At 66.4% G+C, this 20,138-nt stretch carries 19 protein-coding genes; 7 read left to right on the forward strand and 12 right to left on the reverse strand.

Annotated features, from left to right (window positions below; all coding sequences use genetic code 11):
* Positions 1 to 26: 26 nt before the first annotated feature.
* Complete coding sequence (gene zigA, locus ACQR2C_RS28150; RefSeq protein ID WP_434882565.1) at positions 27 to 1,232, forward strand: zinc metallochaperone GTPase ZigA; 1,206 nt, start codon at positions 27 to 29, stop codon at positions 1,230 to 1,232.
* Positions 1,233 to 1,382: 150 nt separating this feature from the next.
* On the opposite strand, the gene ACQR2C_RS28155 is transcribed toward zigA, so the two are convergent.
* Positions 1,383 to 1,901 (reverse strand): cupin domain-containing protein, encoded by a 519-nt coding sequence (locus tag ACQR2C_RS28155; protein WP_316217385.1) that lies wholly within the window; start codon positions 1,899 to 1,901, stop codon positions 1,383 to 1,385.
* A 148-nt stretch (positions 1,902 to 2,049) separates the two neighbouring features.
* On the opposite strand from ACQR2C_RS28155, the gene ACQR2C_RS28160 reads away from it, so the two are divergent.
* A complete protein-coding gene (locus ACQR2C_RS28160; protein WP_315802709.1) occupies positions 2,050 to 2,265 on the forward strand; it encodes a CsbD family protein in 216 nt (71 codons plus the stop codon).
* A 375-nt stretch (positions 2,266 to 2,640) separates the two neighbouring features.
* Here the strand turns inward: ACQR2C_RS28160 and ACQR2C_RS28165 are convergent, their stop codons facing one another.
* Positions 2,641 to 3,099 carry an FKBP-type peptidyl-prolyl cis-trans isomerase gene (locus ACQR2C_RS28165; protein ID WP_434882566.1) on the reverse strand — a complete coding sequence of 153 codons (459 nt, stop codon included), beginning with the start codon at positions 3,097 to 3,099 and terminating at the stop codon, positions 2,641 to 2,643.
* Between the two features lie 841 nt (positions 3,100 to 3,940).
* Complete coding sequence (gene ggt, locus ACQR2C_RS28170; protein WP_315805858.1) at positions 3,941 to 5,527, reverse strand: gamma-glutamyltransferase; 1,587 nt, start codon at positions 5,525 to 5,527, stop codon at positions 3,941 to 3,943.
* 132 nt (positions 5,528 to 5,659) lie between these two features.
* Here ggt and ACQR2C_RS28175 point away from each other — a divergent pair, with 132 nt between their 5' ends.
* Both ACQR2C_RS28175 and ACQR2C_RS28180 read left to right on the forward strand, forming a co-directional pair.
* Positions 5,660 to 6,439: a rhodanese-related sulfurtransferase gene (locus ACQR2C_RS28175; protein WP_434882567.1), complete on the forward strand. Its 780-nt coding sequence runs from the start codon at positions 5,660 to 5,662 to the stop codon at positions 6,437 to 6,439.
* Complete coding sequence (locus ACQR2C_RS28180) at positions 6,426 to 6,653, forward strand: SlyX family protein (protein ID WP_434882568.1); 228 nt, start codon at positions 6,426 to 6,428, stop codon at positions 6,651 to 6,653. Before ACQR2C_RS28175 ends, ACQR2C_RS28180 begins: the two co-directional genes overlap by 14 nt.
* Before the next feature lie 13 nt (positions 6,654 to 6,666).
* On the opposite strand, the gene ACQR2C_RS28185 is transcribed toward ACQR2C_RS28180, so the two are convergent.
* Together ACQR2C_RS28185 and ACQR2C_RS28190 are read right to left on the reverse strand one after the other, a co-directional pair.
* Positions 6,667 to 8,577, reverse strand: coding sequence for a diguanylate cyclase (locus ACQR2C_RS28185; protein ID WP_434882569.1), 1,911 nt, complete (start codon positions 8,575 to 8,577; stop codon positions 6,667 to 6,669).
* A 170-nt stretch (positions 8,578 to 8,747) separates the two neighbouring features.
* Positions 8,748 to 8,990 carry a hypothetical protein gene (locus ACQR2C_RS28190; RefSeq protein WP_315805854.1) on the reverse strand — a complete coding sequence of 81 codons (243 nt, stop codon included), beginning with the start codon at positions 8,988 to 8,990 and terminating at the stop codon, positions 8,748 to 8,750.
* A gap of 197 nt (positions 8,991 to 9,187) precedes the next feature.
* On the opposite strand from ACQR2C_RS28190, the gene hemE reads away from it, so the two are divergent.
* A complete protein-coding gene (hemE, locus tag ACQR2C_RS28195; protein ID WP_410051925.1) occupies positions 9,188 to 10,219 on the forward strand; it encodes a uroporphyrinogen decarboxylase in 1,032 nt (343 codons plus the stop codon).
* Between the two features lie 4 nt (positions 10,220 to 10,223).
* Here hemE and hemC read toward each other — a convergent pair whose 3' ends face one another.
* From hemC to ACQR2C_RS28210, 3 genes are all read right to left on the reverse strand, one after another.
* A complete protein-coding gene (hemC, locus tag ACQR2C_RS28200; RefSeq protein ID WP_316218627.1) occupies positions 10,224 to 11,201 on the reverse strand; it encodes a hydroxymethylbilane synthase in 978 nt (325 codons plus the stop codon).
* A gap of 15 nt (positions 11,202 to 11,216) precedes the next feature.
* Positions 11,217 to 12,842, reverse strand: coding sequence for a GMC family oxidoreductase (locus ACQR2C_RS28205; protein WP_434882570.1), 1,626 nt, complete (start codon positions 12,840 to 12,842; stop codon positions 11,217 to 11,219).
* A 96-nt stretch (positions 12,843 to 12,938) separates the two neighbouring features.
* Positions 12,939 to 14,117, reverse strand: a complete 1,179-nt coding sequence (locus ACQR2C_RS28210) for an acetate/propionate family kinase (protein WP_434882571.1) — start codon at positions 14,115 to 14,117, stop codon at positions 12,939 to 12,941.
* Positions 14,118 to 14,288: 171 nt separating this feature from the next.
* Between ACQR2C_RS28210 and ACQR2C_RS28215 the strand changes: the two genes are divergently transcribed.
* Entirely contained in the window at positions 14,289 to 15,323 is a 1,035-nt protein-coding gene (locus ACQR2C_RS28215) for a uroporphyrinogen decarboxylase family protein (protein WP_434882575.1), read from the forward strand.
* Positions 15,324 to 15,461: 138 nt separating this feature from the next.
* On the forward strand, positions 15,462 to 16,112 hold the full coding sequence (locus ACQR2C_RS28220; RefSeq protein ID WP_316218631.1) for a hypothetical protein: 651 nt from the start codon (positions 15,462 to 15,464) through the stop codon (positions 16,110 to 16,112).
* A gap of 12 nt (positions 16,113 to 16,124) precedes the next feature.
* Here ACQR2C_RS28220 and ACQR2C_RS28225 read toward each other — a convergent pair whose 3' ends face one another.
* The 4 genes from ACQR2C_RS28225 to ACQR2C_RS28240 form a co-directional block, all read right to left on the reverse strand.
* A complete protein-coding gene (locus ACQR2C_RS28225) occupies positions 16,125 to 17,105 on the reverse strand; it encodes a PDR/VanB family oxidoreductase (RefSeq protein WP_434839127.1) in 981 nt (326 codons plus the stop codon).
* 10 nt (positions 17,106 to 17,115) lie between these two features.
* Positions 17,116 to 17,871: a GntR family transcriptional regulator gene (locus ACQR2C_RS28230; RefSeq protein ID WP_315805847.1), complete on the reverse strand. Its 756-nt coding sequence runs from the start codon at positions 17,869 to 17,871 to the stop codon at positions 17,116 to 17,118.
* 6 nt (positions 17,872 to 17,877) lie between these two features.
* On the reverse strand, positions 17,878 to 18,921 hold the full coding sequence (locus ACQR2C_RS28235) for an aromatic ring-hydroxylating dioxygenase subunit alpha (RefSeq protein WP_315805846.1): 1,044 nt from the start codon (positions 18,919 to 18,921) through the stop codon (positions 17,878 to 17,880).
* A 310-nt stretch (positions 18,922 to 19,231) separates the two neighbouring features.
* Complete coding sequence (locus ACQR2C_RS28240; RefSeq protein ID WP_315805845.1) at positions 19,232 to 19,840, reverse strand: nuclear transport factor 2 family protein; 609 nt, start codon at positions 19,838 to 19,840, stop codon at positions 19,232 to 19,234.
* Between the last annotated feature and the right edge of the window lie 298 nt (positions 19,841 to 20,138).

A 20,138-nucleotide genomic window follows, 5' to 3' on the forward strand; every position in this document is an offset into this window, starting at 1 on the left:
TCCCCTGAAGAGGCTGTTCGATCTCGATGCGCAAACTCCCCGTCACGGTCTTGTCCGGCTTCCTCGGGGCTGGGAAGACCACTTTGCTGAACCACGTCCTGAACAACCGCCAGGGTCTGAAGGTGGCGGTGATCGTCAACGACATGAGCGAGGTGAACATCGATGCGGACCTCGTTCGCGATGGCGGTGCCAATCTGTCACGGACGGATGAGCAACTGGTCGAGATGACCAATGGCTGCATCTGCTGCACCCTGCGCGACGACCTGCTGAAGGAAGTCCGCACGCTGGCCGAGAGCGGTCGTCTCGACTATCTCGTGATCGAGGCCACCGGCATTTCAGAGCCGCTGCCGGTGGCGGCGACCTTCGACTTCCGCGACGAGCATGGCATGAGCCTGTCGGATGTCGCGCGCCTCGACACGATGGTGACGGTGGTCGACGCGGTCAACCTGCTCAAGGACTATTCGTCGTCCGACTTCCTGACTGACCGCGGCGACCAGTTCGACGGCGATCGGCGCGCGCTGGTCGATCTGCTGGTCGAGCAGATCGAGTTCGCCGACGTGATCGTGCTCAACAAGGTCGACGATGCCAGCAGCGATCAGCGCGACGCCGCGCGCAAGATCATTCGCGCGCTCAATCCGGACGCCGACATCATCGAGACCAACCAGGGCCGTGTGCCACTGGAGCGCGTGCTTGCGACCGGGCGCTTCGACTTCGACCGCGCCCAGCAGCACCCGCTCTGGTACAGCGAGCTCTACGGCTTCGCCGACCATGCGCCGGAGACCGAGGCCTATGGCGTGACGAGCTTCGTCTACCGCGCCCGGCGGCCGTTCATTCCGGCCCGCTTCGACCGGTTCCTGCGCGAATCCTGGCCGGGCGTGATCCGCGCCAAGGGCCATTTCTGGCTGGCGACCCGGCCGCAATGGCTCGGAGAGATCAGCCAGGCCGGCGCCATCGTCCGCACCAGCGCGCTCGGCTTCTGGTGGGCTGCGGTGCCGCAGAAATTGTGGCCCGAGGACCTCGACTGGCGCACGCGCATGCTCGGGCGCTGGGACGAGGTCTATGGCGACCGCCGCCAGGAGATCGTGTTCATCGGCAGCAACATGGATGAGGCGGGCCTGAGCGCGCGGCTCGACGCCTGCCTGCTGCCGGGGAAGCCTGCGATGGATGTCGCCGCATGGGCGCGGCTGTCGGATCCGTTTCCGGTCTGGCGCCGCGCCGACGAGGCGGCCTGATCGGCATTCATCCGAACTGCGGCTCGAGACAACGAACCGCGAGACACACGCGCGACAGTCGCCCCTGCTTCGCGTGTGAGAGGGAGGGCGGTATAGCCACTCCCTGCCCGGCGGAGCCGTCGCGAGACGGCTCCGCCATTTCCTTGATGGCTACGGCTTCGACTCGGCGGGATCGCGGTGCACCGGATCGATCCACAGCACCGTCTCCGGCTTCTCGACCGGCTCGATGTCGATGTTGATCGCGACCGCCTCGCCGTCGCTGCGCACCAGCACGCATTCCAGCACTTCGTCCGGGCTGGCGTTGATCTCCTGGTGCGGCACATAGGGCGGCACGAAGATGAAGTCGCCGGGGCCGGCCTCCGCGGTGAATTGCAGCCGATCGCCCCAGCGCATCCGCGCCTTGCCCTTGACGACGTAGATCACGCTTTCGAGATGGCCGTGATGATGCGCGCCGGTCTTGGCGTCCGGCCGGATCGTGACGGTGCCGGCCCACAATTTCTGCGCGCCGACGCGCGCGAAGTTGATCGCGGCCTTGCGGTCCATGCCCGGTGTCGACGGCACGTTGCCATCGAGCTGATGACCCGGAATGACGCGGACGCCGTCGTGCTTCCAGCGCTCGTCGCCGTGATCGTGGGAATGGCCGTGCGTGTGATCGTGAGAGCCTGACATGATTTTCTTCTTCTCGGATTCTTGTGTTCGGAGGAACCGGCGCGATTGTAGTCGAAATGCCGCATCGGCGCCATTGCGGTTCCACGCGAACCTTTTCGCAACGCCCGCGTTGAGTCCGCACAGTTCACACACACAATGGAGAGACATCATGGGTGCGACCATGGACAAGATCAAAGGTGCGACCAACGAGGCGATCGGCAAGGCCAAGCAGGGCATCGGCGAAGCCACCGGCAACGACCGTCTGCAGGGCGAAGGCGCGATCCAGGAAGTGAAGGGCAAGGGCCAGCAGGCGCTGGGCGATGCCAAGCAGGCGACCAAGGACGCGGTGAACACCGCCGCCGGCGCTGCGAACAAGAACCTCTGAGCAGGATCGGCGCGGTCGCTGAGGTCGCGCGATGACGATCTCCAGAAACTAACAAGACCGGCCCCTCGCGGGCCGGTCTTCGCGCCGTTGTTAGTTGACGACGAATAGCAACTATCGGCGTCCCAACCGGCGCCTATGAATGCGCCCTCTCCCCTTGTGGGAGAGGGCATGCAGGACAGTCCCCACAAGCTTCGTCGGGTGAGGGGTATCTCTCCCCGAGCATCGCTCGCCGAAGGATGCCCCTCACCCTATAGCGTTCGCGGATGGGCCGGTGATGTCCTCTCCCACCCTGGCGAAGCTCCGCTTCGCCTTGGGGGAGAGGACGCTGTATCGCACAGCACGCTTGCTGACCGAACCGCCGTCACTCGCCCAGACCTACTTCACGCCCAGCAGTTCGACGTCGAACATCAAGGTCGCGTTCGGCGGAATCACGCCGCCGGCACCGCGTGCGCCATAGCCGAGCTCGGGCGGAATGATCAGCGTGCGCTTGCCGCCGACCTTCATGGTCGCGACGCCCTCGTCCCAGCCGGCGATCACGCGCTTCATGCCGATCGGGAATTCGAACGGCTCGTTGCGATCCACCGACGAGTCGAATTTCTTGCCCTTCTGGCCGTTCTCGTAGAGCCAGCCCGTATAATGCATCACGCAGGTCTGACCGCGCGTCGGCGTCGCGCCGGTGCCTTCCTTGGTGTCGATGATCTGCAGTCCGGAGGGAGTGGTCATGGTCTTTCCTGTCGGTTGGGCGGAACTGGTCTGGGCCGCGACCGCGCGGGAGCCCAGCACGCCACCGGCCGCGGCCGATGCCGCCATCATCAGCGCAACTCTTCTGTTCATCGGACGCCGCATGCTCCAGACCGCCTCTGCTCGTTCACGGGAGCCGCGGTTTAGCCCAAGCGGGAGCGGCTGACCAGCCCGGCATCTGCTTCCGAAAAAAATAATCCTATTGCCAATAATCGGAAATCATGATTATCTCCGCGCATCCCGCCTCACCGCAGAGGGGCGTAGCGCGCGATCGTCACGACACGCGAGGCGGGGTGCGATGGCCGCGAGAGATCGCAGCATTCTCTTCGACGAGGATGCGGACGAACGATATCTTGCGGACGTGAAGTCGCAGCGTCCTGACACCCCGACGCTGGTGTCACCCGCGCGATGCGCAAGCATCGTCGCGGCATGGTGGCCAACAAGCCCGGCGCACCAGGGAGACTGCGTATAAGCGTGAAGACCGTCGCGCAGGGAATGCCGGAGTGTTCGGCTTTGCCTGTGGTACCTGCCGCCTGCATTTTTTTCGCAGGCGGGCCATGGGTGAGGCCTTCACCCGGCATTCCCTGCGCCCTCTGCATGATTGCGAGGGACGACCAAGTGCAGACCTCGGGCGAGTCTCGCCGCGAGATCACGTCCTCATGTCTTCAACTCGATGACTGTTTGAATTGTAAATCCGCCAAACCCACCGCTGTCGTCCCGGACAAGCCGTGACGCGCGCCAGCGCGTCGCGGCGCCGATCCGGGACCCATACGCCGCAGCAGACGTGATGGGCAAAAAGCCAATTGCCATCCTGCCTCAAACCGCTCCCTGGGGGTATGGGTCCCGGCTCAAGGCCGGGACGACAGCGGAATGTGTGGACACGACTGGGCCCAAGCGCAGTGATGGTGAGATAGTCCGCGAGAACGCGCCCGCCTCAATATCCCAGCGCGCAGCCGTCCTTGCGCGGGTCGGAGCCGCCGGTGAGCGTGCCCTTGTCCCAGTCGATCCAGATCGCCTGGCCGCCGCCGAGCGGCGACACCACCTTGGTGGTCTTGTGGCCGATCTTCTGCAAGCCTTCGACGACATCGGCCGGCACGCCGTCCTCGAGCTGATAGACGCCCTCGTAATGCAGGCCGCGCGCCATATCGATCGCTTCCTGCACGTCGCAGCCATAATCGAGGATGTTGGTCAGCACGTGGGTCTGGCCGACCGGCTGATACTGGCCGCCCATCACGCCGAACGACATCTGGGCGCGGCCGGCCTTGGTGGCGAGCGCCGGGATGATGGTGTGCAGCGGACGCTTGCCCGGACCGATGCAGTTCGGATGACCGGGCTGGATGCGGAAGCCGCCGGCGCGGTTCTGCAGCAGCACGCCGGTCTCGTTGGAGACGATGGCCGAGCCGAACGAATGCGCGATCGAGTTGATGAAGGAGCAGACGTTGCGGTCGCGGTCGACGACGGTGATGTAGACCGTCTCCGGATTCATCGGCGGCGCGACGTTCGGCAGATCGAGCAGCTTGTCGAGGCTGATCTGCGAGATGTACTCGTCGGCGAACTCCTTGGCGAGGATGCTCGCGACCTCGGTGGTCATGTGCGCGGGGTCGCCGATATGCTGCTCGCGCATCATGTAGGCGATGCGCGCGGCCTCGGCCTCGAGGTGGAAGCGCTCGACGCTGAGCGGATCGATCCGCGTGAGGTCGAAGCGGGAAAGAATGTTGAGCATCACCAGCATGGTGATGCCCGGGCCGTTCGGCGGGCACTGCCAGACGTCGTGATCCTTGTAGGTGGTGCCGATCGGCGAGGTCACCTCGGTCTGGTGATTGGCGAAGTCCTCCAGGGTGTGCAGGCCGCCGATGCCGCGCAGCGTCTGCACCATGTCCTCGGCGACCGCGCCGGTGTAGAAGCCCTTCGCCCCCTCCTTGGCGATCACGCGCAGCGTCTGCGCCAGCTCCGGCTGGCGGATCACGTCGCCGACCGCCGCCGCCTTGCCGCGCGGCAGGAAGTAGCGCGCGGTGTTGGTGCCGTTCTTGAGCTTCTCGAACTGGTTGTTCCAGTCGAAGGCCACCCGCGGCGCCACCACATAGCCGTCCTCGGCGGCGCGGATCGCCGGCTGCAGCAGCCGGTCGAGGCCGAGCCGGCCATGGTCGTGCAGGATGCGCGCCCAGGCATCGATGGCACCGGGCACGGAGACGGCGTGGGCGGAGGTCAGCGGCACCGAATGGATCTTGCGCTCGAGGTACCAGTCCACGGTCGCGGCGGCAGGCGCTCGGCCCGAGCCGTTATAGGCCATGATCCGGCCCTCGCCCCTGGGCTGGACCAGGGCGAAGCAGTCGCCGCCGATACCGGTCGATTGCGGCTCGATCACTCCGAGCAGGGCGCAGGCTGCCACCGCCGCATCGGCCGCGGTGCCGCCGGCCCGCAGCACCTCGATCCCGGCCAGCGCCGCCTGCGGGTGCGATGTCGCGATCATTCCGTTCTGGGCGTGGACCGTCGACCTGCCGGGGAAATGGAAGCTTCTCATCGTTGCTCGCTGCGTGATCGTGTGGTGGTTGGAATACCAGTGCTGGCCGGCTACATCGCACATTCCTTCCAGGCTCGGCAATGCCCGGGGATACCAGCTTTTCTATGGTCAGCTCTGCTGGTAAACGGCCGCATGTCCCTCGCCATCGCCGCCTTCTATCAGTTCGTCGCCCTGCCGGATTTTCGCGACCTGCGTGCGCCGCTCCACGCCTTTTGCGCCGAACGCGGCATCAAGGGCAGCGTCCTGCTGGCCGAGGAGGGCATCAACGGCACCGTGGCCGGCACCGAGCCGGCGATTGCCGCCCTGGTGGGCGAGTTTCGCCACGGAACGCTGTTCGCCGGCCGGCTGCACAATCTGGAGCTGAAATACTCGCGCGCCACCGCCATGCCGTTCCGGCGCCTCAAGGTGCGGCTGAAGCGGGAAATCGTGACGCTCGGCGATCCCGCCGCCGATCCGACCCGGCAGGTCGGGACCTATGTCAGTCCCGCCGACTGGAACGCACTGATCGCAGCGCCCGATACCGTCGTGCTCGACACAAGGAATGCATTCGAGGTGGCGATCGGAACGTTCGAAGGCGCGGTCGATCCAGGCCTGCGGAGCTTCGGACAGTTCAAGGATTTTGCAGCACGCGCACTCGATCCTGCCAGGCACAAGCGGATCGCGATGTTCTGCACCGGCGGCATCCGCTGCGAGAAGGCGAGTGCGCTGCTGCTGGCGCGCGGCTTTTCCGAGGTCTACCACCTCAAGGGGGGCATCCTGAAATATCTCGAGGAGATCCCGGAAGCCGAGAGCCGCTGGCGCGGCGGCTGTTTCGTGTTCGACGAACGGGTGGCGCTCGGTCACGGGCTGCGGGAGCACAGCGAGGCCGTCATCAAGGCCGTTCCGGAGGGAGCACGCGATGAGCAGTTCTGAGCCGTCCAACGCGGAGCTTGGCGAGCGGATCGACACGGTGGAGATGCGCCTGACCTTCCAGGACGACACGATCGAGACGCTGAACCAGACCATCACCGCGCAGTGGCGCGAGATCGATGCGCTGAAGCGACAGGTCGCCCTGCTGGTCGAGCGGCTCGAGGACGCGCAAGGCAACGCCGAGGGGCCGCGCCATGAGCCTCCGCCACACTACTGAGCGGGCGGCGATCTCAGGCCGGGACGGTCGCCGGCGCCCTGCCGCCGGGCAGGTCGATCACCTCGCCGGCCATGATCAGGCGGTCGCGGCCGGCGTCCTTCGCGGCATAGAGCGCGCGGTCGGCCGCCTCGATCAGCGAGGCCGGGCCGGCGGAGCGCTCGAAGCCCGGCCGGCACACCGCGCCGCCGATGCTCGCGGTGACGATGCCCGCCGGGTTGTGATCGTGAACGATGCGGGCCTCGTGCAATGCCCGCCTGATCCGCTCGCCGAGCCTGGCGCAGCCCCCGGCATCGGTGTTCGGCAGCAGGATGGCGAACTCCTCGCCGCCGTAGCGGGCGGCCAGATCCGAGCTGCGCTGCGCCTCGTCGGCGAGAATGCCGGCCACGGTGTGCAGGCACTCGTCGCCGGCCGGATGGCCATAGGCGTCGTTGAAGGCCTTGAAGTGGTCGATGTCGATCATCAGCAGCGCCAGCGAGGTCTTGTCGCGGTAGGCCCTGCCCCACTCCTCCAGCAGCCGCTCGTCGAACCGGCGGCGGTTGGCGAGCCCGGTGAGGCCGTCCTCGATGGCCAGTGTCTCGAGCCGGCCCTGCAGCGTCTTCTGCTGGGTTACGTCGCGGGTGACCGCGACGAAGCCATCGAGCGCGCCATCCGGCTGACGGGTGGCGCGGATCGTGGCCTCGACCCAGATCTCAGACTTGTCGCGGCGGCGCATGCGATAGGTGGCGCGGGCTTCGTCGACGGCCCCTCGCCTGAGCTGATCGAGGATCTCCTGCAACTGCGGGCGATCGAGCGGATGCACGCCGGAGAGCGCGCGCTTGCCCAGGAGCTGCGACGGATGCCAGCCCAGCACGCGCATCGTCGAGGGCGAAACGTAGCCGATGCATTCGTCCAGCTCGATCCGCGTCACGATGTCGCTGGAGCCTTCGGCGAGCAGCCGGAAGTTTTCTTCCTTGGCGGCCAGCGCCGCGGCGAGCTGCTGGCGCTGCAGCAACTGCTTCGCCAGGAAGATGCCGATCGCAATGACGAGCGCGACCAGACAGACCAGCACCGTGAGCCGAATCAGCGCATCACGCTTCCATTCGGCCAGCACCTCCGCCTCCGTGCGCGTCACCAGAATGAGGAACGGATAGCGCTGCGCGTGCTGATAGAACCCGATGCGGTCGGACGTTTCGCCGAGCCGCCGGAAATGCAGCGTCCCCGACGCAGGATGATAGGGAATCGCTTCGAGGATGGCGCGCCCAACCGTCTGAGCGTCGGGCTCCGCATTGTCGGCGAGGACGGCCCCATCGCGGCTCATCAGGCTGATCGTGCCCTGACGACCGACGGCAAACTGACGGTAGAACTGAGCAAAATAGGCAACGTCGATGGTTGCCAGCACGACGCCGCCGAACCGGCCATCCGCGTGATTCCAGCGCCGCGACAGGGTGATGACCCACTGGCCGCCAGCCCTGCTCTGCACCGGGCGACCGATCAGCAGCGAACGATCGGCGGAAACCCTGTGGTGCGCGAAGTAGTCGCGATCGGCATTGTTGTAGTTGGTGAGCGTGACGTCCTCGGTGGTCGCGAGCCAGTCGCCGTTTTCGCCATACGCGAAGATGCCGCGGATGCGCCCGAGATTGGGCTTCCTCGCCTTCAGGATCGTCTGCAGCCGGGTGATCGCGCCGGGCTTGCCGTCATCGGTTTCGAGGGCGGCGACGACGCCCCGCAACAGCGAATCCGCAAGCTCGAATGTGTCCTCGACGTGCTGGGTGAGCGAATGAGCGAGATTGCTGAGATCGGTTTCGGCATTTCGCACCTCCGCCTGGCGGGAGGTCCATTCGCCCCAGATGCTGAAAGCGAGAATGGCGACCGACACGAGCGCAAGCACGCCAGCCGCCCACATGGGCAGGCGGCCTCGATCAACTCTGGTCGCACCAACGTCCATTCCGCGGGACTCTCCGGACGCGCCGAGGTTCCCATGGACATCTTATTTAACTCTGAAATGCGGCTGCTCCGAAGGTGTCCTCAGCGGCCCGTAAGACTACGGCTGCTCCCGTACAAATACGGAGCCACACCGAGAAATCCGCGGTCGCAAGCGGCGTCCCGCTTGTTAGTTCAACGGGCGAACACCGATCGCACCTTGTCCCACAACGATGACGCATGCGCCGGATCGTGGTCGACGTCGTCGTCCTTCGCTCGGGTCGTCGAGGGCTGTTGCAGGCTCACCGGATCCGATGCCGGGAACGTATCCATCAGTCCCTTGTCGAGTTGCGTGGCCGTCTCACGATCGAGACGCGCGGCCTCGCGCGGATCGACCGCGTGCTTGTCGTGGGGCGCAGGATTGAATTTCTCAGCCATGGTCAATCTCCCTGTGGAACGACAACGCAGTGGCGAAAGACGTGTTCCGCGAGATGTGGCGGCCGGCGACCGCAATGGCGCTCGTATCTCCCGCCGCTTCCGCGTCGATATCACCTTGGCCGGAACCGCGTGGGCATGTATCACGGACGGTAAACTGTTCCCGAAAGTTGCGGAGCCCCAGCGTGAGTGAGACTGCCGTGAACAAGCCCTTCATCGACGTGCTGGCCGGACGGCGGCAGAGCGTGCCCCCGATCTGGATGATGCGGCAGGCCGGCCGCTATTTGCCGGAGTACCGCGAGGTCCGCGCCAAGGCCGGCGGCTTTCTCGACCTCTGCTTCAATCCCGAGCTCGCGGCCGAAGTCACGCTGCAGCCGATCCGGCGCTTCGGCTTCGATGCGGCGATCATCTTTTCCGACATTCTGGTGATCCCGCACGCGCTCGGCCGCAGCGTCCGCTTCGAAATCGGCGAAGGCCCGCGGCTGGACCCGCTCGATACGCCGGACAAGATCGCGACGCTGTCGGCGAAGGCCGATTTGTCGAAGCTGGAAGCGGTGTTCGAGGCGCTGCGCAGGGTGCGGGCCGAGCTGCCGCGGAGCACCGCGCTGATCGGCTTCTGCGGCGCCCCATGGACGGTCGCGACCTACATGGTCGCAGGCCAAGGCACGCCTGATCAGGCGCCAGCGCGGCTGCTCGCCTATCGGCATCCCGATGCGTTCGGCAGAATCATCGATGCGCTGGTCGAAAGCTCGATCGCCTATCTCCTGAAGCAGCTGGAGGCCGGCGCCGACGCACTGCAGATCTTCGACACCTGGGCCGGCGTGCTGTCGCCGCGCGAGTTCGCGCGCTGGTCCGTCGCGCCGACACGGCGCATCGTCGAGGGCGTCCGCAAGGTACGTCCGGATGCGAAGATCATCGGTTTTCCGCGCGGGGCCGGTGCGCTGTTGCCGGGCTACGTCGCCGAAACCGGCATCGATGCCGTCAGCATCGACTGGACCGCGGAGCCGGGCCTCGTGCGCGAGAAGGTGCAGAGCAAGGTCGCGGTGCAGGGCAATCTCGATCCGCTGGCACTGATCACCGGCGGCGCGGCGCTCGACCAGGCGGTCGACGACGTGCTGGCGAGCTATTCCGGCGGCCGCCACATCTTCAACCTCGGCCACGGCATCCTGCCGGAAACCCCGATCGCCCATGTGGAGCAGATGCTGGCGCGGGTCCGCGCCTACAAGGGATGACTTGCTAGCGCGGCCGGCTGCGCTCGATCAGCTCCGCCGCGCCGTTGGCAAGCAGCTCGAGCCCGACCGCCCGGCCGAGCTCGCGCGGACGATCCGCAGGCGCCGAGCGCTGCGCCTCGATGAAGCGGCCGCCATCCTCGTCGAGAACAGAGGCGGTCAGCGTCAGCTGACCGCCGTCGATGGTCGAAAAGCCAGCGATCGGCGAGTTGCAGTGACCGTTGAGCACCCACAGCACCTCGCGCTCGGCATCGGCGCAGGTCCGCGCCGCGGCGTCGTCGATGGTCGCCAGGATGCGCCGCGTGTCCCAGTCGGAGGCCGGGCACTCGACGGCGACGATGCCCTGCCCGACCGCCGGCAGCATGTCGGCGACCGGGAAGTCGTAGGAGGCGCGGTCGGACAGGCCGACCCGTTCCAGCCCGGAGCGCGCCATGATCAGCGCATCAGCCGGCCCCACGGCGCCGCCGTCCGGCAGCTTCTGCAGCTCGCCATTGTCGAGCTTGCGGATGCGGGTATCGGCCGCGCCGCGAAAATGGATCAGCTCGGCCTGCGGAAACAGTCGTCGCGCATAGGCGGCCCGGCGCACGGCATTGGTGCCGATCTTGAAGCCCCGGCCGCCATCGTTGCGGAATTCGTCCAGCGACAGCCCCCGCCGCAGCACCAGCACGTCGCCCGGCGGATCGCGCGACAGCAGCGCCGCAACCACCAGCCCCGGCGTTTCCTCGTTGCCCGGCATGTCCTTCAGCGAGTGCATTGCTGCATGCAGCCTGCCATCCAGCATGGCGCGGCGGATCTCGGCCACGAACGCCCCGCCCTTGCCGCCATGGGTGAGCAGCTTGCTGGTCTGGTCGGAATCGCCCGTCGTCTCGAACTTAACGATCTCGATGTCGAGCGACGGAATCGCGGCCTGCAGCCGGCGGGCGATCTCCTCCGTCTGCGCCAAGGCCATCGTGCTCTTGCGGGTGCCGATCCGGAAACGTGTCACGAACTCATTCCTGCGTCAGCGCGCGTCCTGCAAGATCATGTCGGAGGCCTTCTCCGCGATCATGATGACCGGCGCGTTGGTGTTGCCCGAAACCAGGTCCGGCATGATCGAGGCATCGACGACGCGCAGGCCGTCGACGCCGCGTACCCGCAGGCGCTGATCGACCACGGCGGCAGCATCGGTCCCCATCCGGCAGGTCGAGGTCGGATGGTAGATCGTGCTGCCGGTCTGCCGGCAATAGGCCAGGATATCGTCATCGCTCACGATCTTGGACCCCGGATAGGCTTCATCCGAGACATACGGCCTCAAGGCCGGGGCCGCCAGGATTTTCCGCAGGATCCGGAGGCCATCGACGTTGGCCCGCCGGTCGGTTTCACTGGCGAGATAATTGATGCGGATTTCCGGCGGCACCGCCGGATCCGCGCTCCTGATCCGCAGCGAACCACGGCTTTCGGGCCTGAGCTGGCAGACCGAGGCGGTGAAGCCGGAGAAGGTGTGCAACTTCTCGCCCATCTTGTCGGTCGAGAACGGGATGAAGTGGATCTGGATGTCCGGGCTCGCAAGCCGCGGATCGGTCTTGAAGAATGCGCCGGCCGTCCCCGCCGCGATCGTCAGCGGACCGTTGCGGAAGGCCGCATAGCGTGCGCCAGCCAGCACCTTGCGCACCGGATTGTTGACGATGTCGTTGAGCGTGATGCGCTGGCTGCAGCGCATCACGATACGCACCTGCAGATGGTCCTGCAGGTCACTCCCGACACCGGGCGCATCAAGGACCACGTCGAGACCATGCTGCTTCAACAGCTCGGCCGGACCGACCCCGGACAGCTGCAGCAGTTGCGGCGAGTTGTAGGCGCCGCTCGACACCAGGATCTCCCTGCGGGCGCGGGCCGTCCGCATCCGGCCGCGCTGGCTGAACGTGACGCCGCCGGCCCGGCGTCCCTCGAACACGATCCGCTGGGCCAGCGCGTCGGTCTCGACGTGCAGGTTGCTGCGACCGAGCGCCGGCCGCAGGTAGGAGGCCGCGGTGCTGGCGCGACGGCCGCGCCGGGTCGTCGTCTGGAAGAACCCCGCGCCCTCCTGGCTCGCACCATTGAAGTCGCCATTGAAGGGCAACCCGGCCTCGACCGCCGCCTTCACGAAGGCTTCAGACAAGGGGTCCTCGTGCCGCCAGTCGGACACCGGCAGCGGGCCGTCGATGCCATGATAGTCGTCGGCGCCGCGGGACTGATTTTCCGCCCGCTTGAAATAGGGCAGCACGTCGTCATAGCCCCAGCCGACATTGCCGCGCTGCCGCCAGCGGTCGTAGTCCTCGTGCTGACCGCGCACATAGAGCAGGCCGTTGATCGAGCTGGAGCCGCCGAGCACCTTGCCGCGCGGCTGAAACACCGAGCGGCCGTCGAGCCCCGGCTCCGGCTCGGTCTGGTACATCCAGTTGACGGTCTTTTCCTTGAAAAGCTTGCCGTAGCCGAGCGGAACGTGGATCCAGATGTTGGTGTCCTTCGGACCGGCCTCGAGCAGCAGCACCGTGTGCTTGCCGTCACTGCTGAGCCTGTTGGCGAGAACGCACCCGGCCGAGCCGGCACCGACCACGATATAGTCGAACTCCAGGTCCGTCTCACGCAACGCTGCGCTGCCTTCCATCGCTTCCCCACCGGCCTTGTTGTTGTTTCATCCTCGATGATACCAAAAGCCGGCGCATGCAAGCGGCAAATCAGCAGATCTGGTCGGCCATCTCAGTCATGACTGCTTCAGCAGCCGCGCGGCGTGCCGTGCGATCATCATCTCTTCATCGGTATTGACCACCCGCACACGCACCCGCGACTGGTCCGAAGAGATCAAGGAATGGCTCGCGCGGTTGCGGCTTTCGTCCAACGCGATCCCGAGCCACTCGAATCGTTGGCAGACGCGCTCGCGAATGCGCCATGCATGCTCGCCGATCCCGCCGCAGAACACCACCGCGTCGATGCCAGAGAGGATCGCGGCCATGGCGCCGAGCTCGCGCCTGATGCGGTCGACGAAGTAGTCGATCGCCTGCCGCGCCTCCGGCGTGCCGGCGGCCTCCAGTTCGCGCATGTCCTGCGACAACCCCGACAATCCCTTGAGGCCCGAGTGATTGTAGAGGAGATCGGTGACCGCCTCGGCCGTCATGCGCTTCTCCTCAAGCAGATAGAGAACGACGCCAGGGTCGAGCTGACCGCAGCGCGTGCCCATCGGCAGACCGTCGAGTGCCGTGAAGCCCATCGACGAACCGATGCTCTGCCCATCCCGGATCGCACACATCGAGGCGCCGTTGCCGAGATGCATCACGACCACCCGGCCCTTCTCGTCGAGCGGAGCGATCTCCTTCAATCGCGACACGACGTATTCATAGGACAGGCCGTGAAAGCCGTAGCGGCGGACGCCCTGATCGTAGAACTCGCGCGGCAAGGCGTAGGTGTCGTTAACCCAGGGGTGCGAGCGATGGAACGCGGTATCGAAACATGCGACCTGCATGGCGCCAGGAAAGGCGCGATGGGCGGCGCGGACACCAGAGAGATTGTGAGGCTGGTGCAGCGGCGCCAGCGGAATGAGCTTTTGCAGATCATTCAGAACATCGTCATTGACGACGATCGGCCGCGTGAATGCGAGCCCGCCATGAACGACGCGGTGACCGACGGCGTCGACTTCGGTGCGGCCGATGGCGCGCTGCAGGACCTCGAGCACGACGCCGAGAGCCGCTTCGTGATCGGCGGCGCTCGCTGCATCCAGGCGTTCATCGGCCAGCGGAGCGCCCCTCAGCTTTGCTTCGAGATGCGGCGCGTTACGGCCAAGCCCCTCGATCTGGCCATGCACGGTCTCGACAAGGACGGCATCTTCCTCGAACAAGGCGAATTTGATCGAGGATGAGCCGGAGTTGAGGGTCAGGATGTGTTGCATCGGTGATGCCGCCTCGTGACGAATGTTGAACTGATAAACTGCAGAAAATACGAATTATTTCCATGACGATCCGAAGACGAACAAAACGCTAGGTTGCATTCTGACACCGAATTATCGTCTGCCATCGTACCCAAGGTTGAGTCGGACCCGCGGGAGGGCCATTGCGTGAATATGCCTCGACATCTCCTCCCGACCACCGTGGTCGGAAGCTACCCGCAGCCGGATTGGCTGGTCGATCGCGCAATGCTCTCGAAATCCGTTCCTCGCATTCGCATGCAGGGCATGTGGCGCATTCCCCGGCCGCTGCTCGACGACGCCCAGGACGACGCGACCATCGTCGCGATCCACGACATGGAACAGGCGGGGATCGACATCGTGTCGGATGGCGAGATCCGGCGCGAAAGCTACTCCAACCGGTTCGCGACCGCGCTCAACGGCGTCGATGCCGACAATCCCGCCATCATCATCTCGCCGTCCGGGATCAAGACGCCAGTGCCGCGCGTCGTCGGTCCGATCCGGCGGACGCAGCCGGTCGAGCTGCGCGACATGGAGTTCCTCCGCCGTAATACCCGGCGTGCCGCCAAGATCACCCTGCCCGGGCCGTTCACATTGAGCCAGCAGGCCCAGGACGACTTCTACGGCGACGACGAGGCGCTCGCGATGGCTTTCGCCGAGGTCGTCAATGCCGAGGCCCGCGACCTGCAACGCGCCGGCGCCGACGTCATCCAGCTCGACGAGCCCTGGGTCCGCAACAATCCGCAGGCGGCGCGGCGCTATGCCGTCAAGGCGATCAACCGGGCTCTGGATCATATTACGGTGCCCACCATCGTTCACGTCTGCTTCGGTTATGCCGCCATCGTGCCGGGCTCCAGCAAGCCGAGCGGATATGCGTTCCTGGCCGAGCTTGCCGATTGCCACGCTGCGCAGATCGCGATCGAGGCGGCGCAGCCGCGGCTCGACCTCGGCGTTCTCAGAGATCTCTCGACCAAGACCATCGTGCTCGGCGTCCTCGATCTCGGCGATCCCGAGATCGAGCCGATCGCTGTCGTGGCCGAGCGCATCCGCAACGGCCTGAAAGTGGTGGCGCCGGAGCGGCTGGTCGTGGCGCCCGACTGTGGCATGAAATATCTGCCGCGCGCGACCGCCTTCGGGAAATTGAAGGCGATGTGCGCGGCGGCGGCGCGGGTGCGCGAGGAACTCGCCTGACAGCCCAATGTGGCAGATGCGGCGCATGTCGGGCGCGGCGCTCCACGATGGCGCCACCCTGCAAACCCATTTCCGGAATAAGGCAGGCGGTGAGCGCCGGGGGTCGGCTGGCCCGATTTCGTCGCGAGGGAGGCTCCGATGGCCGTCTGCATCACGACGAGGAACGTCGCCGCCGCGATCGGCATGCTTGCCGGCGCAGCGGTGAGCGGGACCGCGATGGCCGACCCGCTCGACGATATCATGGGCGGCCTGATGCGCGACGCGCGCAGCTCGTTTGCGCGGATGGTGCCGATCGGGCTCGTGCCGACCATGCCATCGCTCCAGCCGCCTCCCATCCAGCAGCCAACGGCACTGCCACCACCCTCTCGGCCCGCGTTCCCGCCGCAGGCCCAGGCCGTCAAGCCGCAGGCGGCAGCGAAACCATTGCGCCCCCGGCCGCCGCTCAGTCCGGCCGCGGCGACGCTGGCGGCTGCCGATGCGGCCGAGACGGTCGCCGACGCCAATCTCGATGCCGCGCTGGCGGCCAACGAGAAGGCCATTTCCGACCGCGACGCGGCGGAGGCGGTGGCAAAGGCCAATCCCACCGCAGCCAACATCGCGGCGGCCAAGGCCGCGGCCGAGGCGGCGTACACCGCCGAAGCGAACCTCACCGACGCGCTATTGGCCGACAAGGAGACCGATGCACGCCTGAAGGCCGCACGCGCCGCCGTCGCAGCCGAGCAGAGCGGCCGGAAGTCCTCAGGCAAGCCGCCGTCGGCGACGCCGGTCAACCTGCTCGCCGACAAATAGCCGGCAGTGCGCTCACAGCGCGTCGGCCCGCTCCAGCGTATCGATCGTGACCACGCCGTGGGCGCGGGAAACGCAGGCGCAGAGCTTGCGGCTCTCGTGCTTCTGCTCGGCGCTGAAGAACACGTCGCGATGATCGATCTCGCCCTCGACTTCGACGACGTCAACCGCGCAGACGCCGCACTCGCCGCGCCGGCAATCCGCCATGACCTCGTGGCCGGCGGCATTGAGCACGTCGAGCATCGAGCGGTCGCGCGGCACCACGATCTCCTCGCCGCTGTCGCGCAGCCGGACCTTGAATGGCTCGGTCGACAGCCGGCCGCTCGATCCGAACGTCTCATAGCTGAGATCGGCCGGCGCGCGGCCGCACGCCGCCCACGCGCTGCGCGCGGCGTCCAGCATCCGCATCGGTCCGCAGAACAGCACGGCTGCTCCGGACGGCAGACTCGAAAAAAGATCGGTCAGGTCGAGCCGCTGCGACTGGTCCGCGGCATACACCGCGAGACGGTCGCCGAGCAGCGCCGAGAGCTCATCGAGGTAGGCCGCATCACCGCGGGATCGCACCGCGTAATGCAGCGAGACGCTCGGCGTCTTGCGCAGCAGCGCATGCGCCGCCCCGACCAGCGGCGTGATGCCGATGCCGCCGGCGACCAGACAATAATGCTGATACTGCCAATCGACCTGCAGCAGCGAGGTCGGGCTCGCCACGTCCAGCCGCGCGCCGGGCTGCAGCGACCACAGATAGCGCGATCCGCCGCGGGAATCCTCGGCGAAGCGCACGGCGATCCGGTAGCCCCGCGGGTCCGCCTCGCCGACCAGCGAATAGGAGCGGACATCGGGCTGGCCGCCGGCGAGGACGCCGACCTTGATGTGGCTGCCGACCGCATAGGGCGCGCAGACATAGCCGTCGGGCCGCAGGATGAATTCGCGGATGCCCGGCGCAAGGTCGCGTGTCGAGACCAGGGTCGCAGGCGACCAATTGTCCTGGAAACGCATGATCGCCTCCTCAGCCGTTGATCTGCGTCTTGATCAGCACCGCCGCCGGCACCAGGTCCATAGGACCACGCGCCTTCACGGCCAGCCGCAGGTTGCGGGCGGCCAGCCGGGCATGCTCACGCATGATGCTCTCGGCGCGGGCGCCCTCGCGGTTCTCGATCGCATCGATGACGATGCGGTGATGCTCCTGCGCGACCACCAGGATGTGGCGCGCCTCCGGCAGCGCCGATTGCGCCATCACGAATCCGCTCGGCGAGGCGAACGGCAGCGCGCTGGCGCGGTCGACCTGGCGGATCACCGGCGGACTGCGCGACAACTCGGCCAGCAAGGCATGAAAGCGCGCATTCAGCGCCACATAGGCCGAGAACCCGTCGAAGGAGAGCTCGGCGGGCGCGATCAGTTCGTCGATCTGGGCGAGGCATTCGCGCATCGGCTCGGTGTCGCGCACGGACACGCCGCGCTCGGCGGCGAGCCGCGCCGCCAGTCCTTCCATCGTGCCGCGCACCTCGATGGAGTCGAGCACGTCGCGCTCGGAGAACGATTTCACCATGAAGCCGCCGGACGGAATCGCCTCCAGCAGCCCCTCCTCCTCGAGCCGGACCAGCGCCATGCGCACCGGCGTGCGGGAAACGCCGGCGGCCTCGACCGCCTGCAGCTCGGATATGCGCTCACCGGGGCGCAAGCCGCCGGTGAGGATCAGGTCGCGCAAGGTGAGCTGCGCTCGGACGGTCTGCGAGATCGAACGCTCGCTGTCACGCTCGGCCATTCCATTCTACTCCGCGGCTTCACGCAGCGGCGTTTCGCGCGCGATCATCCGATCGATGATCCGCCGTGCCCACATTGCGCCTGCATCGATGTTGAGATTGTAGAACACGCGCCCCGGATTCTCGTCCATCGCGCGCTGCTGCGCTTCCAGGATCAGTTCGTCCTCGCGGAAGATGCCCGACACACCCTCGCGGATCTCGGTCGTCAACCGCTGCTCGGTGAGCTGGTAGTTGCGGGCGAACGCCCAGAAATAATGGCAGGTCGTGTCGGTCTCCGGCGTGATGGTGTTGAGCACCATGCCGTTGACGCCCTGCGAGCGGTCACCCTCCGGCGCGCCCGTCCCGGTCGGCGCGACGCCGACGTCGATCGTCACCGTGCACGGCGCCTCGAAGCGGATGATCTGCCAGCGGTCCACTAGGCCCGGCTTGCCGAGCTGCTTCGCCCAGAATGGGGGCGGCTCGATACCGCGCATCCAGCGCGTCACGGTGGCGGTGCGCTCGCCATGGGTGACGTCGAACGGCGCTTCGGCCACCGCGTCGTTGCCGATCGACGAGCCGTGCACGAAGGTCTCGTGCGTGAGATCCATCAGATTGTCGACCACCAGCCGGTAGTCGCATTTGACGTGGATGGTCTTGCCGTCGCCGGCCCAGGCCGGATCGTGATTCCAGTGCATGTCGGGAATAATAGCGGGATCGGCCAGCGCCGGATCGCCCATCCACAGCCAGATGAACCGATGCCGTTCGACCGCCGGATAGGCACGTACGCAGGCCGAGGGATTGATGGTCTCCTGCGACGGCATGAAGGTGCAGCGGCCCTGCGGGCTGAATTTCAGGCCGTGATAGCCGCAAACGACCGTGTCGCCTTCCAGCCGGCCCTTGGACAGCGGCACCAGCCGGTGCCAGCAGGCATCTTCCAGCGCGGCGATGGTGCCATCGGCCTTGCGGTACATCACGACGTGCTTGCCGCAGATCGTCCGCGGCAGCAGAGCCTGCTTGACCTCGGCGTCCCAGGCCGCGGCGTACCATGCATTCATCGGAAAAGAAGCGGCCATGGCGTGTCCTCGTGTCGGTATACTTCCAACTGAGTATTGTATACATCAAGCAGGGGACGAGGCGCAAGTTCCGCCTTCTTTCGGCAGAAACTGCCGATCCTGTATACAATACCCGCGCGACGGTTCCGCTCCAAGGAACAAGGCTGACAGACAATCCTTTCTGATTCAGGCACTTGCCCTGATTCCTCGCTATGCACTCCCAGCAAGAGGCACCCGCTCTGTAACGGCACCAGAGATCCGCCGGATCAGCCCCTCACGGCGAGAGCTGGTCCCGTTCGGAGCGCGGCTCCCGCGAGGCAGGGGTCGACGATCACAGCCCCTCGCCCCGAAGCCACGCGGCACCGCGCGCATAGAGCGCTTCGACCTCCGGCCCCTTCAGCCCAGGCATGTCGCGCTTCACTGTGTAGCCGATGCGCGTCTGCAGATAAGCGAGATGCCGATACCCCACGGGAAACTGCTCCAGCAGCGCACGGTCCAGCGCCGGCACCGCGCCGGGCGTCACCGGGTCCATGCGGTCCTTCTCGTAGATCGGCTGGCGCAGCACGATGCCCCATTTGCCCGCGCGCTTCTCGAGGAAGTCGTAGAAGCGGCCGGTGCACAGCACGTCGCAGACGACGCCCTCGACCTCGGCCCGCTGCGAGATCGTCATCTTGGTCTGGGAGATCGCACGATGACCGGCGAGATCGACCGAGATGCCGCCGAGGAAGTGCAGGATGTTGACACCCTTGGCCCAGGCCGCCTTGCTGATCTCGATGAACTCGTCGCCGGTGCCCTGCGTCCACGTCGCCATCATCCGCCCATCCGGATGCCACACCGTGCGGAAGCGCTCCCAATCGCCCGCATCGCGCCAGATCGCCCAATTCTGCAACAGCTCGCGAATCTGGCGGTCGTCCTCGATCTCGGCGGCGGTCTTGGTCATGGTGGTTTCCTCTTTGCGTTGTTGCTGCTGGATACGGGATCTGGAGTGCGCTGCAAAGGCACGGCTGATCATGGCTGCCCGGTGCGTGCGACAAATTCGGTGTCGTCCCGGCCTTGAGACACCGAAGGACGGAGTTGGCCCTGCCGGCTACAGAGACACGGCCCCACATTCCCGCGGCGCGCAGCGCCCAGGTCATGCGGCAATCATGTCCCTCCTGAAATACGAGAGGGCGCGAGGAAGGCCGGACCTCGGCTGAGGCCCGTGGCCCGCCTGCTCAAAAGAATGCAGGCGGCAGGTA

The organism is Bradyrhizobium sp. HKCCYLRH3061, from assembly GCF_051168015.1.
In the GTDB taxonomy this organism is placed as follows: Bacteria; Pseudomonadota; Alphaproteobacteria; order Rhizobiales; family Xanthobacteraceae; genus Bradyrhizobium.